Source organism: Caulobacter vibrioides, assembly GCF_002858865.1.
Taxonomy (GTDB): domain Bacteria; phylum Pseudomonadota; class Alphaproteobacteria; order Caulobacterales; family Caulobacteraceae; genus Caulobacter; species Caulobacter vibrioides.
The window spans coordinates 182,657-200,059 of sequence record NZ_PJRR01000014.1 but is presented as its reverse complement, the minus strand read 5'-3'; the positions used below and the strand labels follow the sequence as shown (position 1 = coordinate 200,059).

The following is a 17,403-nucleotide window of genomic DNA, read 5'->3' as shown; positions in this document are numbered from 1 at the left end:
ACTATATCGAGAACGGTCCCGTTGTTGTTTGTGGCGGCGATGGCCTACCAGGTCTTCATCGGCAAGATTCCGACCGCGTCCGGCTTGGACGACCTGGTCGCGCCGACCGGGCCCAACCCCAATAAACTCAACAGCGCCTACGATCAGTTCTTCAACCTGGAAAACCGCTACATCAATTTCGCGGTCAACCTAGGCAAGATGGGCGAGGGCCACGCGGCTGTCACAGCCGCTGACACCCGGCGAAGCAGACCGGATCGATAACGCTCTGTCAGGCGACCGCGACAGGCTCTCCCATGGCCATGGCGCCTTGGGAGGCGCACGGATCATTCATGTTGAGCATGTTGCCGGTGCTGTACCAGAAGGTGTCGCCCACCTGCAGCGGGACCGTTGCTGTGGCGATCCCCTGGAACTGCACCTGGTAGGACCCGGGCGCCAGGGGCGACGAACAGCCGATCGGCGTGCTGGGCGGCGGGAAGGTCACCAGCACTCCGGCTTTCAGCTGGGTCACTGACAGCCAGTTCGGCGCCTCCGGCAGGGTAAGCAGGTGCTGGAAGTCGGGATCGGCGGCGATGTAGTGGTCGAGGTGGGCCTGCTGGCCGTCGCCGAACAGAATGTAGCTGAGGTTATCCGGCCGCGGGATGTTCTGGTCGAAGGCGCGATAATACAGCACCCGCTCGACTGTCACCGTCGCGGACTGGACGATCGGATTCGAGGGCGTGCCGCCGCCGTCATTCGAGTAGTCGCGATAGATGATCGCCGGATAGGTGGTCACCGCGCCGGTCGCTAGGTCCGGCAGGGTGAACTGGCAGGTGTCCAGGTTGATCAGGTTGTAGGCCGAACCGGGGTTCCCGGCCTTGTCGGCCAGGTAGGTCGCCATGGAGGCGGCGTCCAGCGAGACCTGCAAGGTCATCTGGTAGTGGTGGTCCTCCTTGCAGAACATCGGCATGTGGCAAAGGTACAGGGTCGTCGTGCCGAGCATGAACATGCCATGGGTGTTGGGCGTGTCGACGATCGGCCAGGGTGTCGGGGCGTTCATGCGGAAACCTCCCAAAGGGTTCGAACGGCTGGTTGCGGCCGGCGGCGGCGAGCCCAGAAGGGGGCGTCCGGCCAACGCCCCTCCTGGCCGTAGAAATAATCGCGAAGGCTGAGATAGTCGGCGAAGCGGGCGTCGAGGCCCTCTTCGGCGTCCGGCATGTGGCGCACGATGTCCCGCGCTGCAGCCAAACCCTCGATCATGGCCTTGGTCACGCCCTGCGCCATGATCGGATCATAGACCGAGGCCGCGTCGCCGATCGCCCGCCAGCGCTGGTCGGCGGCCCGGCTGAGACGACTGGAGCGGGCCTGGCGGACCATGAGCTGCGATGGCGGCGCGGCCGTTCCCAACGCGGCGGCCACATGGCGCGTCGCCGCCAAATGTCCATACCAGGCGTCAGGGCGGTGCAGGCGGCGCGCGCGCAGCAAGTCAGCGTCGGTCGAGACGACGACGATGGCCTCATCAGGGCTTAGCCGCGCGGCATACCACCAGCCATAGTCCACGGCCTCCAGCAGCGAGCGCTGACCCAACAGACCGTCCGGATCAATGCGGATCAGAGCCGCAGCGCAGACTAGGCGATCGCTCTCGATGCGCTCGGCGCCCAGGGCCCGGGCCACGCGCGCCGCCCGTCCCGTCGCGTCGAGCACGAAGCCCGCCGTGATCGTCTCGTCGCCGCGCTCCCCACGCACGCGCAACCGCGCCGCGTCCCCCGTCATCACGACGCTGTCGAAGACGGTGTCGAAGCGCAACGCCGCCCCGGCCGCCAAGGCCGCGTCGCGCAGGAAGGCGTCGAAGCGAGCACGGTCGATGTGCCAGCCAAGGCCGTGCGGGTTGAAGAGGAAGTCATTGTAGCCCAGGCCGTCTTCGCCCCATGACGAAGCCGCCCCAACGCAGGGATCGAAACCGAGCGCCGCGAAAGCTTCGGCAAGGCCCAGCTGGGCCAGGATCAGACGAATGTCTGGCGGCAGGCTCTCGCCAAAGCGCGGGCGGGCCCCATCACCGGCCTCCAGAAGCAGGACCGAGGCGACGCCGAGGCGCTTGAGCGCAATGGCCGCCGCGCATCCCGCAGGGCCGGCGCCCACTACCGCGACATCGCACCGGGCGCCCACGATTCAGGAGCTCGGTGTCAGGGAGTTCATCGGCCAGGGCGTTATCTCCGGCGCGTCGAGCTGCCCCTGCACCTCAAGGAACATCTCGCGGTCGTAGTGCTCATCGCCGTCGATCGCCGTGCCCTGGACGATAAAACCGATACGGTGCCAATAACGGACGATGTCCACCAAATCCTGGAAACGGCCGGTCTCGCCCAGGTCGTCGGACGTGGTGCCGGGGCCGCGGACCGAGTAGCGCTGCGGGCCCAGCTTGCCGTTGTGGACGTCCGAGGCGACATGCACCTGCACCGGCCTCTGGGCCGGCCAAGACCAGTAGAGGGCGGTGCTGTTGGTCGGGTTGGGCGCGCTGTTGTGGGTCGCGCAGGCGTTGTAGTCGGTGTGCCAGGGCACAGCCATGAACTTGGTCACGTCACCCGGCTCCATGGGCGCAGGACGGATGCCGTCCGGCCCCGGATGCATGGGGATGTAGCCCACGGTCAGGAAGGGCTGGCTGGCCTGGACCTGGCTGTAGTCCAGCCGTCGGGCGCGCAGGCGGAAGGGGCCGCCGCCAGAGGTTTCCCAGTCGGCCTGGTAGATCGAGGGATCGCGCATGACGAAGGTCGCCTCGATCCCCGGGGCGAAGCGGCCGCCCAGGCAGTTCACCAGCACGATCCGGTCCAGCGCCTCGCCCGGTCCGAAGGTCAGGGTGGCGTCCGGCGTGAAGCGCCCCTGGTCCCACTGTTCCAGGAAGAAGTACTGGGTGCGGGTCACCGTCAGAAACGCCTTGCCGGCGTCGCCCATCGACAGCGGCATGAACGGGGCGCCGATATTGGTCTGCTCGGGGTTATTGGGATCCCGGACATAGGCCAGTCCCGTCATGATCGTGTCGCCCGGCTTGTCGCCGGCGGCGATGGCCGCGACCGCATCGTGCGCGGCGATGGCCCGCGACGGGAGGTTGGTGTTCCATCGCTGCAGCGCCGGGGCGCGGAAAATCGGCTTCAGATGGTCGTCGAACAGCGGCGCGAATTCGGTGTTGAACCGGTGGTCGAACAGGTCCGGCACGAGGTCTAGCTTACGCACCCAGGTGTCGTACATGTCGTCCCAGAGGCTGATCACGTTCAGGGTCTGGGGGGCGTAGGAGGGGTCGGTGGTGATCGCCCAGGCCTGGGCGGCTTCAACCACTGCGCCGTCGTCGAAGCAGATCCTGGCCGAGACCGGACCGTCGCCCGTGTCGTCGAACCAGCCGTCAGCGTTGACGTCGCCATATTCGCCCGGGGCGATAAGACCACCCACCAGCGGAAACGGCGTGCCGTCGGCCTGCAGCCAGCCGGCCGCGCGACCCCAGGCCGGCAGAACCAGCAGGCGGCCGTGCTGGTCGGTACGGAGTTCGCCCAACGTCTCGATGCCGCCGGTGGGCGTGTACATCCGTGCGAAGGAGTCGTCAGGGAAGGTCTTTGGATAGTGCGGCAAAGTCTCGATCGCCGCGTCCAAGGTGGCGTGGCTGGCGATCGTCGCCTTGTCGAAGCGGACGGCCTTGGCCTCGGCCCCGCGGATGGCGCGTGGGCCGGCGTCGATCACCAGTCGCCGCAGCCGGGCGGCGTTGTTGAGATCGTCGCCCTCGGCGGCGTTGCGCAGGTGCAGATCGCTGGCGTGGGCCTTGTCGTAGACCTGCATGCCCAGCATGTCGTTGAGCATGTAGGAATTGGCCTTCTTGTTGGCCAAGTGCACGGTCCAGACGATGTCGGTGACGGTCCGCCCGCCGACCACGCTGCCGATCACGATCTCTTCGCCCTGGCCGCAGGGATAGCGCTCCTTGCCGCCGGTCTGGTCGGGATAGTGGTAGATACGGAAGCGGGCGGCCTGGCGTTTCATGCGGCCGGCGCTGTCGCGCAGTTCGTCGCTGGAGATGATCGTCGATTCTGTGCCCGCCCGGATCGGCAAGCCGCCGTCGAGATCACGACCGCCTGTGTCGACGGAAGGCCCGACCGGCAGACCGGCCATGGTCTCTGGCCCGAGATAGAATTCCTCGCTGTTGCCGACGCGCGCGATGCCGATCGCGGGGTGTACTCGGAATACAGGGTTCGCCATCGCGATGCGCTCCTACGAGTAACGGGGAACGGCCCCGAGCTTCCAGCAGCTCAGGATGTCGCCGCCTAGCTTGGCCATCTGCACGCCAAACGCGGGCGGCGCCCCGCCGCCGCTGAACATGCCGTTGAGGATGTCGAGAAAGCCGGCGAAGTCGGCGATCAGCCGCGCTTGGGCCTCGGCGCCGGGGGAGCCGGCCGGCGGATCGGTCACGCCGGTGTAGACCTCGGGCCAGTTCGGCATCCGACGGATGAAATCGAACCGCTGGAAGTGCGGCCAAGCGTCCTGGAAGCCGTCGGCGGTGTTCTGGAACTCTGTCGGGATGGTCTCGACCGGCTGGGTCTGGCCCTCGCCCTGATCGACGATGATATCCACCAGGGTCAGGGCCTGGAGGAAGCCGGCGTCGCCGGACTCGGTGACCGTCAGCGGCGGGCCGTTCTGGTAGAACGGTCCGAACTCGTCCATCTGCTTCTGGTTGCCACGCACGTGGCCGCGCAGCTGCTCCATGCCCACGCGCAGAGCGTCATAGAACTCGCCGATCGAGCCATACTCCGTGACGTCATCGGCCAGATCCGGTTCGCGCTGGGTGCGCCACTCTGGGTACTCGATCAGGCACATGGTGTTGACGCGCGTGAGGTCCAGCGGCCCCAGCTCGGCGCTGTAGGGCGTGAAGATGCTGGTTGGGTTGGGCGTATCGAGGTCGAAGTCGATGTGCGGCACCGCCGTCCCAACATATTCCGGCGCTGAGAGGGTCGGCGAATAGCCGTAGGCATTGGCGATGTTGCTGACCAGTTGGGCGTGCAGCATCTCCTGGTACACGGCGGCCTGGATCAGGCGGTACGGGACCGTGGTCGGGTCTTTGATCGAGTAGAGAACCGTCAGGTAGTACGGAATGGTCCAGAGCTCGAGGTCGATCGCGCCCTGGAAATGCTGGTACAGCCTGGGCAGCGTCCAGACCGGCGGCATGGCTTCGAGTTTGGCCCGCATGATCGTTTCCCCAACCGCCGGGCCAGTGGCCCAGTTCTTAGCTAGCGCCATCTCGGTGCCGCTTCGCCCGATCGGCGCACCTTGCGACATCCGCACGGAAATACAAGTATAAAGATACTGATAACGGAAAACCCCTATAGATAGTGATTGCCCTGGCCCTAGCGCCTCGTCTCACTGACGAACACGAACGAGTAGTCCGAGGCGAGGCTGGCGCTGCCCTTGACCAGGTTTTTCGGCTGAACCTTCGTCGTGCCGCGTCCGGCGACTAGGGCCGTTCTGAGGGTCTTCGGCGTCGCGATCGGCGCGCTCTGGTGACAGTCCATGCAGGCGTTCTTGCTCTGCTGGTAGGTCTCCAAGGTGGTGTTGGCGACGATGCCGGACTTGCTGGAGGGGGTGATGTCACCATTGGGCAGCGGCACGGTGCTGCCCGCCTTCACGACGGTCGGGCTGTTGGGCCACTGGACGTTGATCAGCCGGTAGTAGTTGTAGACAGAGTTGGCCGGCAGCAGGCTCCAGACATAGCCCGTCACCGCGTTCGCAGTCGCGTCTACCGGGACGAGTCGGGTGATCTGCATCGGCGCCGAATAAGGATAGCAGCCGGCCGGCTGGCCCTTGGCGTCGCACGGGGGCCCCGGCAGGGCGTTGTGCTGGCACTTGTAGGTCGGATCGGTCGCCGTCGTGCAGTTCGGGTTGAAGTAGGTGTAACGACCCAGCGCCTTCTGGTGCGGATTGGCTGGAAGGGCGGGCGCGCTGAAACCCCCGCCGGCCTCATCGGGACTGTTGTCGATCTGCTCGAACGTGGCCCAAACGAACTGCGGCGCGCCCTGCACCTTGCGGATGATGTGCAGCCCCACCAGACCCACCGTGACCTGGGTGGTCTGGCCGGTATCGGGATTGGTGACCCGGGCGACAGCGGTCTTGTAACGGTAGTCGAGGGAATGGTCCGAGGGCAGCGGGACCCAGGCGGCCTTGATCTCAATCGCCCCGACATTGGCCCCGTACTTGGCCGGATTGCCCAGGCAGTCGGCGTCCAGGGTCGCCCCCGTGGCGCCGCCGCCGGCGGGCAGGATCAGGCCGCCCTTGCCGTTCTGGCCGGCGGCGCACGCGGCCTGGCCTGCATAGGTGGTCAGGTCCGAGCCCGAGAAGACATTGGTCGTGATGAACTGGTACTCATCCTGGTTCATCCGAACTTCGTAATAGGTGAGCTGTCCTGCCTGGCTGGTCAGCCACTTGCCGTCGCCGGCCTGCCTGATGCCGCTGAGCGACAGGTCGGTGGCGCCCTGCTTGGAGACCCGGACCAGCGACTTGATCGCCGGCCGCTCGGCCGCCCAAAGGGTCTTCGCCGAGCCTTGGGGGGCGCTGAACACCGCGGACGCTTCCAGATAGGTCTCCCAGACCTTGGGCGAGGTGTCGCCCGGGGCGCCGAAGCTGGAGGCCGGGACATTGGGGTCGGGTTGCCCCGGATTGTTCGGATCGGCCGCCCAGTTGAGGCTGATGAAGCTCTGCCAGGCCATGCAGTCGGCCCCGAGCTGGGCGGTGGCGGAGGCGAACGAGGTCGGCAGGGTCGGCGTCAGGGTCACCGGCTGCACGCCGAACACGTTGCAGGGGCTGGCCTGGGCCTGGGCGGCCGCCACCCGCGCCGGCGGTCTCTCCCCGATCACCATCAAGGCCACGGCCAGGACCAGAGCCAGGGCCCCGGCGCAGACGGTCACGGCGGAGCGGGGGAGGCCAAGCCGGCGCATGGATCTACTCCGCGTCCAGGATGTAGAGCGCCGCCGGCAGGCTGCTGCTGACGCCGGAGGGATCGGTCACCATGACCCCGCGCAGACCCGCCGCAGCCTTGGGGGAAATCGTGACCTGCAGCGCCAGCGCCGTGTAACTGCCGGGATAGGAGTTACCGGGCACGGCGTAGTCGGCTTGGCTGGTCCCCTCGACGCTCACGGTAATGTCCGGGTCCGGTCCTGAACCGTCCGCCAGGAGCACCGCCACCTTGGGCAGGGGCGAGGGCTGCGAGGGGTTGACCACCGTCAGGGTCAGGGCCTTGGCCTGCCCATCCGCCACCAGGCATGGCGCGATGAAGGTGGTGTTGCTGGCCAGCGACATGGTCTGGCCGGTCGGGGCGATCTCGACCTGGTTGTAGTAGGCGTCCCAGAGGCTGGTGAAGATCAGGCTCTGCAGCGGCTGCGACGGACTCTGCAGGCCGCTGGCGCATTGTTCGGTCGGCGGCGTTGAGCCGGCGGACAGCGGCCGGGCGTAGAGGCCGATATTGAACTGGGTGGCGACCTGGCCAGCCCAGGTGATCGGCGCGCCGCCGATCTGAATGTCGGCCAGGGTCATATCGGGATAGGCGGCCAGCCAGGCCGAAGGGATCTGACAGACGACGTGCAGGATCATGGCGCCGGGGAACGGCTGGCCGGTCACGGGATCGGTGACCGAAGCCGCGCCGCGCACGATCTGGAAGACGTCACTGGCCTGGGCTCCTCCGGGCAGATTGCCGGGGTTGATCGCCGGTCCGAAGGTGAACAGCAGGGGATTGTTCAGCGGCTGGATGTAGAGGCCCACGGGATCGGCCAGGCACAGCAACTGCGGCGCGCCGCCGGTCAGCGCCCCGGCCACTACGGCGTTGACCGACTGTCCGATATGAGGATCGCTGTGGCGATACTCCTGGCCAAACTGGCCGCAGCAGATCAGGGCCTGCTGGTCGCTGTTGCCGCTGGAGAACTGCACGGTCGAGGCGCCGGCCAGGCCAAGCTCGGTCTGCAGGGTGTTGGGCGTGCTGGTCAGATGGAGAGCGCCACCCGAGAAGCCGCTCGGCTCGCCGATGCGGACAGCAACCGGGCCGCTGTTCCACTTGTTGAGCGGATTGTAGGCGGGGCGCCCCGTTTCCGGATCTATGACGGCTTTGCCGCCCACACTCAGTTGCAGATCCTCCAGCGCGACGCTGACCTGGCGCTCGGCCGGCGCGTCCCAGTTGAGGATCGATTGATAGAGGCCGGCCACGGTCTCCGGGCTGACCTTCCACAGAGTGGTCCAGTATTCGGGGTTCTCGCAGGCAAAGTCGATCCGCACGAGGTTGCCATTGGCGTCACGCGCGGCGCTCCACTCGCAATACTCGTCCAGCCAGCCCCGCGGGCCATAGGGACCGAACGTCTTCAGGTCGCCGGTCCAGTCGGCCTCGGGGCACAGCGCCGCCGGGATGTTCTGGAAGGTCGCCTTGCCGCCGTCGCCGGTCAGGTAATAGCCGGTGTCGGCGAGGCTGTAGATCTGATCCTGGGGCAGTTTGTAGGGGTTGGCCGGCGTGTTCGGCGGACTGGCGCTGTAGAACTGTTGGAGGCGCCCTGGGAAGGCGTTCCAGGTCACAGGCGCGGAGCCCGTGCCGGTCGGAATGTCCGTAGTCGTGGGATCATAGAAATAGCACGGCGCGCCCGGCATGGCCTGGGCGATCCAGCCCGTAACATTGACGTTCCAGCGCCACTTCAGTTCAGCGTTCAGCGCCTTGTTCTCAGGGGTGTCGGTCGGGATGTCCTCGATAAAGGCGGGAAGCGAGAAGCTGGACAGGACAGGCATGGGACGACGTCCTTCTGGGTTGAAGTTCTAGGAACAGCAGGCGCGGATAGGGCGACGGGCGCCGCCTTGGCCAAGACGAGCGGGCCCCTGAAGCCTCGGAGACAATCTCAGCTGTCCCTGCCCCCATCGCTGCGCTCTGCGCGGGGGCAAGCCAGAAGGGCGCGGCGACGCCGTCGAGGTCCGTGCGCACGTCGGAAACGTCGCGTCTGATTGCGGTTCTTCAACCATCGCTCGCCCCCTCACCAAGAGGGAGCCACATTGCGAAATACACGTCAAGGTAGGATTCAACGTCTATACGCGATATAATGGCATGGTCAGGCGTCGCTAAACACCGAGCGCCCTTGCGATCAAGTCGCAAAGGCCGGCAGCCTTAATCAGTGGGCGGACAGTGTTTGCGGATCGCCACCGAACACCGCAGGGACCAGCTGACGCTGTCTTCGTGGGGCCTTCGATGGCGCCCCGACCGGTGTGGGATGGCAGATCCCGTAGCGCTAGGGCGCCGAGCGCCAAAGCCTCTTCCGATCCCCGCGAAACGGCGGTCGGATCGGAAAGAGCTCTATGGCCTTGAAAGCACGATGCGGTCGGGCTGCTCCCTCAATTCGAGATTATGCAGACTCGCCACCGCTCGCGCGAAGGTTCCCGTGTCCCGCGCCTCGAATACGCCGTCGACAGTCAGGTCGCCCAAAGCCGGCTCCGCCAGAGTCAGGGGTTTACGGGCGTAGCGGTTGATATGGGCGACCGCCGCGTCCAGCCGGGCCCTGGTCAAGGTCACGCGGCCCGCGCGCCAGTCGTTCACCGCCGCCCGATCGGCCGGCTGGCGAACCAGCGTGGCGCCGGACGCGCTGACCGTCACGGCCTGACCTGCTCCGAGGCGCAAGGCCTGCTCGGCGCCTCGACTCCGCACCTCGACATGGCCTTCCAGCAGGTCCACCCGGGTTTGGTCGCTGGTCTTGCGCACGTTGAACTGAGTGCCGGTCACCTTGATCCGCGCGGCGCCGGCGTCGATCGTGAAGGGCTGGTGGTCCGGGCGCGCCGCAACCATGAACAGCGCCTCGCCGTCCAGCATCCGCACGTGTCGCTCGCGGGATGAAATCCGAACCTCCAGATGCGAGCGCGTGTTCAACTCGAGCCGCGAGCCGTCCTTGAGCGCCACGATCCGCCGCTCGCCCGCGCCGGTGGCGAAGGTCTCGACGTCGCCTTGGCCATGGAGCCACACCGCTGCGGCCAGACATGCCGCCAGGGCGGTGAACCCGCCGATCTGAACCTCACGCCGCCGCCACAGAGGAGCCGGCGCCGGCGTGGATAGGCCGAAGTCTTCGGCATCGAGTGCGCCGAGAGCGTCCCAGACCGCTTCGGTTTCCCGTTCCGCAGAATCCGGCCGCTGAGCCACAGACGTGACTCGTCCCGCCTCCTCGGCCGCCCAGGACTCGACCAGCGACGAGGCGGCGGCCAGATCCGAAGGCGCGATCCGGGGCCGCTCCGGTCGTGAAGTGCGGAAGGATGTCACAGCTCGAACCATCCATCCTCCTTGAGCTTTCCGCGACACCGCGCCAAAGCCTGCGCCAGAAGCTGTTGCACCGTTCGCAGCGGAATCCGCTGGCTTTCGGCGATTTCGGTGAGTTTGCGCCCTTCGATCCGGTGCATCATCAACACGAGACGCTCCTGTCGGGGCAGGGTGAGGATCGCCGCACGCAGCCGGTCCAGATTCTGCCGCCAGCGCGCGGAGTCGAACGGCGTCGGCGTGTCCGATGGAATGTCGTCGGTCAGTTCCACGTGTCGATCCGCGTCCCGGACCCGCCGCCGGCGATGCAGGTCGCGCAGGACGCCATCAGCGGTCTTGAAGACATAGGTGCTGTTGAAACTGGGGGGCGGTATCCGCATCGTCTGGCGGGCCAGGCGCGCATAGATGTCATGCAGGGCGTCGTCGATGTCGGCCGGTTCCAGATACTTCGAGACATAGCGACGCAAGCGGCCGTCAAAGCGGCCGACCAGGTCCTGAAGCAAATCCGTTCCATCAATCACGTCGCGTCCGCGCCGCTGCGCGCCTGTCCTGGGCCCGGGATACCGCAACGGCGGGCCGCGCGATCAGGAGAACGCCGATGCGGCCAGCATAGAGCGGCGAGTGTCAGAAAGCCATTACACAGCGCCGCTAGAGGAGCGGCCTGGATGAACGGGACCGTATGACCTTGGCGGGCGGCGGCGGCGCATCGATGGGCGATTACCTTGGGCGCCTTTGCCTCGGGACGGTGCTGGCGCTGACGGTGGTCGAGGCGTCTGCGGCGCCGCAGCCCCGCGCTTCGCGCCCCGCGCCCCCAGACGTTGTTCTGCCCCTGGAGCAGGCCCTCAGGCGACTGGCCGACCAGGGGCGCCTGCAGATCCTGTTCTCGGCGGCGGACTTGCCGCAAGCCCGCGTGACGCTGCCGGCGGACGTCGGCGCGACCGCGCCGGCCGCCCTGGCGCGCCTTCTGGAAGGTCAGCCCCTGGCGGCGCGGCGCCTCGACGCCCGAACCTTCGTGATCTTTCGTCGCCCCAAGGCCGCCGCCGCCCCGGCCACGCCGGTGACCCGTCAAGCTCCGCCGCGCGACGATCCGCCGACCGCCGTGACCCCCGTTACGGTGCTGGGCGCGCGCTCGCCCCAGCGAGGGTCGCGCGCGGTGCGCGATGACTTCATCGACGCCATGGCCGCCCCCCTGGCTCTCAGTCTGCTGTCGCGGGATCGCTATGAGGGCCGGGCGATCAGCAACATGACCGATGCGATCGCCAGCCTGCCGGACACCACGGTGCTGACCACCGGACGGTCCTTTGTGTCCGGCGTCGATTCGGCCACCCGCGGGGAGGGCCTGTTCGTGGGGTTGCGCGGGCTCAATCCCGAATTCAGCGTCACCCTGATGCAAGGCGCGCCGGTGGCCCAGGGGCTGCCGCATTCGCGCGGCGTGCAGCTGAGCATGATCCCGCCGGAAGGCTTTTCCGAAGTGGTCATCCACCGAACCGGACGCCCGGATCTGGAGGGCGACCTGATCGCCGGAGCGATCGATTTCCGACCGTTTCGCGCGGGCGACTTCGCCAAGCGCCGCTGGCTGGAGATGACAGCCTGGACGCGCTCGGCTGACCTGGCTCGCCGCTACAACGCCTCGGGGCGGGGCGGCGGCCAGGGCGTGGTGATGGCCGGACGCTTTGGGGCTCAGGACCAGCTGGGGATCGCCGCCAGCTTGCGGCGCGCCACGCGGCGGCTGGTCAGCGCGGAGATGGCCGGCGTGATGTCGGCGCAGAACGACCAGGGCTGGGCCTGGGCCTGGTCGGCGACGCCCGGTCCGAACTTCTACGGCGCGCCCCGCGACCCGACCCGCCCCGAGGCGGACCTGGCGCTGACAGCGCTCAACACGGGCGTCTCCGAGGTGTTCGAACGCAGCCGTGCGGTGATGATCGCGGCGGACTGGCGGCCCGCCGATGACCGTTCCTTGAGCCTGACCCTCGTCGATCTGCGGTCCCGCACCGAGCAGAACTCGACCCTGACCCAACTGGTCGGCGGCGCGCGCCGTTGGACGCCGGATCCGGCCGGCGGCTACCGCCTGTCGCTGGGCGAGGTCTCCAGCCGCGTCTGGTACGAAACCAATCCCGACGATGTCGGGCTCACCGTCCTGACCCTGGCGGGGCGCGGCGTTGTTCCGGGCCATTGGGCGGGGCGAACGGGCGCGTGGCTGCTGACGCCGCGCCTGACCTTGAGCCGCGCCACCAGCGATCGTCCCGATCGCCTCGAGGCCTCGATCCGCGTCAACCAGAACGACGCCTTCAACCAGGGACAAACCGCTCGCCCCTATGCCGGATTGCTGATCGACAGCACGGGCGGCTTTCCCCGCCCCCGTCTGACGCCGGAGCTTCGGGCGGATCTGGACCAGGCCGACACCCGCCTGCTGGCCCGTCGCGCGGGTCAGCGGACCGAGCAGCACAGCGCCCAGGACAGGGTCCAGGCGGCGTTTGACGTCGAGTGGCTGGACGGCGGCCCGCTGACGGTCAAGGCGGGCGCCTCGGCCTCCGCCAGCCGGCGCGAGGTCACCAACCGCAACTGGACCAATCCGCCCTTCGCGGTGGTTCTGGGACAGGCCGGCCTGACCTGGCGCGATCTGGGGATCACGACCGGTGAAACCTGGCCGGCGGTATGGCCCGGCGTCTACGACTGGCGGGCGCCGCGCGTGGATCATCAGGCGCTGGCGGCCTGGTTCGACCGGGCTGTCGGTCCCGGCAGTCTGGACGGCTGCGGGAAGATCGAGATCAACAACCTCAACTGTCGGAGCCAGTTCGGCCGCGAGGTTGTCTTCGCCGCCTATGGCTTGGTGACCGCCCGCCTGGGCGCTGTCGAATTGATGGCCGGCGTGCGGCGCGAGGACACCGCCGTTCGCAGCCGCTACTGGCTGGTCAAGGCCCTGGCGTCCGGCGAACAGCCGGGCGAATGGCGCAGCGACCGCAGCCGGTTCGGCGAAACCCTGCCCTCGCTGTTCATGACCTGGCGTCCGGATCAAGGGCGCGTCCTGCGCGCCGGACTGTGGCGCTCCTACAGTCGACCAGCCCTTTACCAACTGGGCGGCGGCGCGGCCCTCACCACCGACGAGCAAGGCGCTCAGGTGCTGACCCAGGGCAATCCCGACCTTGAGGCCATCACCGCCGTCAATCTGGATCTGCAGTGGCTTCAGACCACGCGCGACGGCGGCTGGGGGCTCTCGGCCTGGGCCAAGCGCCTCGACAACATCCTGTTTGAGAGCGGCGGCATCTATACCGGCGCCGCGCCCCGGCCGAGGCCCGGCCTGGCGCGGCTGATCACGCCGCAGAACGGCGGTGTGGCCACGGTTCGGGGACTGCAGGCCGAATGGGTCCGCCGACTGCGACCCGCCTTCGATCCGGCGGCGAGCTTTGAGGTGTCGGGCAGCGTCAGCCGGCAATGGACGCAGGCGGACCTGGGAAGTGACGAGTTCGGCCGCGCGACGCCCATGCAGTCCGCGCCCGCCTGGCTGGCCAACCTTGCGGGAGTGTACGAACGCGGCCCCTGGCGCGTGCGTCTCAACGCCCGTTACACCGGGGCGCTGCTGTCGGAATACAATACGCTGGAAGCGCCGGGGGATTGGGACAATCTCTGGATCCGACCGGTGTTCGCCACCGATCTCAGTGTCCGCTACCGGATCAGCGAGCAGGCTCAGATCGAGACGGGCGTGGTCAATCTGGGCGACGCCCTGGCCTATGACGCCCATGTCGGCCGCCACAGTCGCGTGATCGCCAGCCGCGTCCATACGGGACGACAGCTCAACCTCGCCCTGCGCGCCCGGTTCTAGACCTTGACGCTGAAAGTGGGAGCCGGTTTCGGCGTCAGTCACGCTCTAACTCTATGATTTAGCGCCTTTTATCGCATCGAAACGATCCCGTTTCGATGCCAAAGGCCCTGGGGCGAACAAGCTGTTGTCCGCGAAAAAGCGAGGCCGGAGACCCGGAGGCTCCGGCCTCAAAGGTGGAGGCGCCGCGAGGGGGGAGGCGGCGCCTTAGGGGAGAGGAAGGATCAGAACGTCCAGGACGTGTTGATCATGTAGGTGCGGCCCGTCTCGACATAGCCGCCCTTGCGGTCGTGCGAGAGCAGGGTTTCGGCCTTGCCTTGGGTCGCCCAGTAGGACTGGTCGTTGAGGATGTTCTCGACCGCCATGCCGATCTGCCAGCCGTGCGGCAGCTGGTAGTTGGCGTTGAAGTTCAGGCGACGCATCGGCTGGACCCAGGTGTCGTCGTTGTCCGTGCGCACGTCCTTGTAGATCATCCCCACGCGGCTATAGGCCAGCTCGGCCCGCACGCCGTGCTTGTTGTAGAACAGCGAGGCGTTGACGATGCTGTCCGGGGCGTTGATCAGGCGCCGGCTGAGGTTCTTGCCCAGATTGCCGACGCGGATGTCAGCCTCGGTCTTCTGGAAGGTCACGTTGCCGCTGACGCCAAAGCCGTTCCAGAAGCCCGGCAGGGTCGTGAAGCGCTGGCGCAGGCCCAGTTCAATACCCAGCACCGAACCGTTCTTGGCGTTGTCGAGACGGCTGATCTCGGCGCCGCCGGCGTCCTTGATCACGTCGCCCGTCCAGACGTTGAAGTCCGAGCCGGTGTTGGTCGAACCCGAGACGAACATCACGTTCTTCAGGTCCTTGTAGTAGATCGAGGCCATCAGGTACTGGCCGTCTTCGCCGTACTTTTCGACGCTGAAGTCGTAGTTGATGCCGGTGACCGGCTGCAGGTCCGGGTTGGCGATGCTGATAGCGATGATCTTGCCGTCGGCGTCCTTGGAGATGCTGGTGGCGCCGATCATCTGGTCGAAGGCCGGGCGGGTATAGGCGCGGCGCACCGCACCACGCACCACGATCTCGTCGGTCGGCCGCCAGGTGGCGATCACGCTGGGCAGGACGATGCCCATGCCGCGATCCGACGAGGCTTGAACCCGCGCCGAGGTGGTCTTGCCGTCCGCGCCCTTGACGCTCTCCGGACGCCAGTAGGAGCCCTTGAAGTTGTTGTCCTCGTAACGCACGCCCGGCACCACGGTCAGGGTGTCACCGAAGGTCAGGGTGGACTGGACATAGGCCGAGGCGCGGGTCTCCTCGCCCGAAAGCAGGTTCCGCTTCAGAACTTCATCCGTCCACGGAATGGTGGCGGCGTATTTGTAGGCCTGGTTCTTCAGGTAGTCCGGATCGACAAGGCGCATCGGCACCTGCAACCCGCCCATCATGAAGCTGGTCAGGGTCTTGCCCGGCAGGTCGAACAGGAACTCGCCCTGGTTGGCCCAGCGATGGCTGCCGTTGCCCAGCAGGGCGCTGTTGGCCGTCCAGTTGCCGCTGGCGTCCTTCTTGTAGAAGTAGAAGCGGTTCTCATCGCCGGTGCCGACGTCGTTCGACTCACGATCCGCCGTCTCGTACTTCACGCCGCCCTTGATCGACTTGACGATCGGATGCTCGATGTCCCAGGCCAGATTGGCCTTGAGGTCGGTCTTGGACTCTTCGGCGTACTCATAGCCGTAGGTCACGTACCACTGGCGCGTGATGTCGGTGCGGCTGATATAGCGCAGGCCCTCCGGCGTGAGCACCGCGCGCGGATCCTTGGGGTTGGAGATGTCGGTGATCAGCGGAACCACGGCCTTGCCGCCCTGGTCGGGCGTACCGATGAACGGGAAGGCGTAGAAGCCGGCCTGCATCCGGAACGGATACTCGGTGCGCCCCTTCGAGTACGACACGGCGTAGTCCAGAGTGAACGCGTTGCGCTTGGTCTCGCCGCCGATGAGGGCGGTGGTCAGGGTCTGGGTCGAGTGCTCGGTGCGGCTGTACTGGCCGGGGATCGCGCCATACAGGCTGATGTTCTTGGGGTCGCTGTCGCCGGCCGTCTGCCAGGCCGAGGACGGCCGCACGGAGGTGAGGAAGTCGACCAGTTCCTTGGAGCCGCTGGGGGCGGTGGCCAGACCCAGGCGCGCCGACGACTGATCCATGCTGGTCAGCAGCTTGAACTCGCCGTGGGTGAAGCGGCCATACAGGCTCTGGGCGTCGGTCTTGTAGTCCAGCGACAGGGTGGCGCCCTGACGCTTCACGCTGTTGCGGTAGAAGTTCCACTGCGGGCCGCGGGCGTAGAGATTGGCGCCCTGGTCGCGGATCAGGCCCGGCGCCGTGGAGTCCTTCTTCACATAGTCCTGCTGGACCGCGCGCGACTCGCCGGCGTTGTCCTTGTCCTGATAGTAGAGGTTGCCATAGACGGCGAACTGCTCGGCGTCGCCGAACGTGCGGGCCATTTCCAGCTGGGTCGTGTAGCCCAGACCGTCAACGTCGCGCTGGATGGCGCGGTCGGCCAGCTGGCCCTGCAGGCGGAAACGGTTGTAGTTGGACGCGAAGTCGAAGCCCGTGGCGGTGCGGAAATCGACCGTGCCGGCCAGGGCGTCGCCGTCCATCTCGGCGGTCGGCGCCTTGTCGACCCGCACGAACGACAGGGCGAACGGCGACAGCAGGTTCATCGAGATGGTGCGGGCCTTGGAGTCGGTCTGAGCCAGGCGCACGCCGTTCATCGAATAGGCGTTCCAGGCGCTGTCCAGACCACGGATGGTCACGTACTGCGCCTCGCCGGTGCCGGCCTGGTTGCGCGACTGGTCCACTGCGGACGACAGGCCCGGCAAACGCGACAGCAGGTCGGCGAGGTTGGCGGTCGGTTGGGCTTGCAGTTCCTCGGCCGAGACGATGTTGGCGACGGTCAGGCTGTCGCGCTGCTCCTGAAGTGCGCGCGCCTGGCTGCGGCGCTGACCGGCGACGACGACTTCGCTGACGGTCGACGAGTCCGCCGTGGCGATGGGCGTGTCGGCGTCCGACGCCGCAAACGCTGGTGTAGCAAGCAGGCTCAGGCCTGCGGCCGTGAAGAGCAGCGCCTGCTTCAAGGAAGACGGTTGCATGTTCAAGCTATCCCCGATGATGGGCCGGAAAAATGGCCTCATCGGTAAGGGACGCAGCGCGACGGCAGACCCGCTGAAACTTTATAAATCTTTCATCTTTCGCCCGCCTGTCCGCGCCAAGGGGCGCCACCACCCAGCGCTGGGCGATCGGGTGCTTCCTGGCCGCCGGCGCGGACGTAAAGGGGCTTGTCACGCCCAAGGGTTGAGCGGAT

At 67.1% G+C, this 17,403-nt stretch carries 11 protein-coding genes; 2 read left to right on the top strand and 9 right to left on the bottom strand.

What is annotated here, in order from left to right:
- Nucleotides 1–39: 39 nt before the first annotated feature.
- Entirely contained in the window at nt 40–261 is a 222-nt protein-coding gene (locus CVUC_RS10675) for a hypothetical protein (protein ID WP_205685766.1), read from the top strand.
- Between the two features lie 7 nt (nt 262–268).
- On the opposite strand, the gene CVUC_RS10670 is transcribed toward CVUC_RS10675, so the two are convergent.
- The 8 genes from CVUC_RS10670 to CVUC_RS10635 all read right to left on the bottom strand — a co-directional run bounded on the left by CVUC_RS10670 (nt 269) and on the right by CVUC_RS10635 (nt 10,782).
- Nucleotides 269–1,036, bottom strand: a complete 768-nt coding sequence (locus CVUC_RS10670; protein ID WP_233279803.1) for a hypothetical protein — start codon at nt 1,034–1,036, stop codon at nt 269–271.
- Nucleotides 1,033–2,142, bottom strand: a complete 1,110-nt coding sequence (locus tag CVUC_RS10665) for a tryptophan 7-halogenase (RefSeq protein ID WP_096032454.1) — start codon at nt 2,140–2,142, stop codon at nt 1,033–1,035. Before CVUC_RS10665 ends, CVUC_RS10670 begins: the two co-directional genes overlap by 4 nt.
- A gap of 3 nt (nt 2,143–2,145) precedes the next feature.
- Nucleotides 2,146–4,209 carry a LodA/GoxA family CTQ-dependent oxidase gene (locus CVUC_RS10660; RefSeq protein ID WP_096032455.1) on the bottom strand — a complete coding sequence of 688 codons (2,064 nt, stop codon included), beginning with the start codon at nt 4,207–4,209 and terminating at the stop codon, nt 2,146–2,148.
- 12 nt (nt 4,210–4,221) lie between these two features.
- Entirely contained in the window at nt 4,222–5,289 is a 1,068-nt protein-coding gene (locus tag CVUC_RS10655) for a ferritin-like domain-containing protein (RefSeq protein ID WP_096032456.1), read from the bottom strand.
- Between the two features lie 62 nt (nt 5,290–5,351).
- Nucleotides 5,352–6,935: a hypothetical protein gene (locus CVUC_RS10650; protein WP_101685815.1), complete on the bottom strand. Its 1,584-nt coding sequence runs from the start codon at nt 6,933–6,935 to the stop codon at nt 5,352–5,354.
- 4 nt (nt 6,936–6,939) lie between these two features.
- On the bottom strand, nt 6,940–8,760 hold the full coding sequence (locus tag CVUC_RS10645; RefSeq protein ID WP_096032457.1) for a hypothetical protein: 1,821 nt from the start codon (nt 8,758–8,760) through the stop codon (nt 6,940–6,942).
- A 556-nt stretch (nt 8,761–9,316) separates the two neighbouring features.
- Nucleotides 9,317–10,306, bottom strand: a complete 990-nt coding sequence (locus CVUC_RS10640) for a FecR family protein (RefSeq protein WP_096032458.1) — start codon at nt 10,304–10,306, stop codon at nt 9,317–9,319.
- Nucleotides 10,264–10,782, bottom strand: coding sequence for an RNA polymerase sigma factor (locus CVUC_RS10635; RefSeq protein ID WP_096032459.1), 519 nt, complete (start codon nt 10,780–10,782; stop codon nt 10,264–10,266). Before CVUC_RS10635 ends, CVUC_RS10640 begins: the two co-directional genes overlap by 43 nt.
- Before the next feature lie 158 nt (nt 10,783–10,940).
- On the opposite strand from CVUC_RS10635, the gene CVUC_RS10630 reads away from it, so the two are divergent.
- Nucleotides 10,941–14,081 carry a TonB-dependent receptor gene (locus CVUC_RS10630; RefSeq protein ID WP_096032460.1) on the top strand — a complete coding sequence of 1,047 codons (3,141 nt, stop codon included), beginning with the start codon at nt 10,941–10,943 and terminating at the stop codon, nt 14,079–14,081.
- 221 nt (nt 14,082–14,302) lie between these two features.
- On the opposite strand, the gene CVUC_RS10625 is transcribed toward CVUC_RS10630, so the two are convergent.
- A complete protein-coding gene (locus tag CVUC_RS10625) occupies nt 14,303–17,233 on the bottom strand; it encodes a TonB-dependent receptor (RefSeq protein ID WP_096032461.1) in 2,931 nt (976 codons plus the stop codon).
- Between the last annotated feature and the right edge of the window lie 170 nt (nt 17,234–17,403).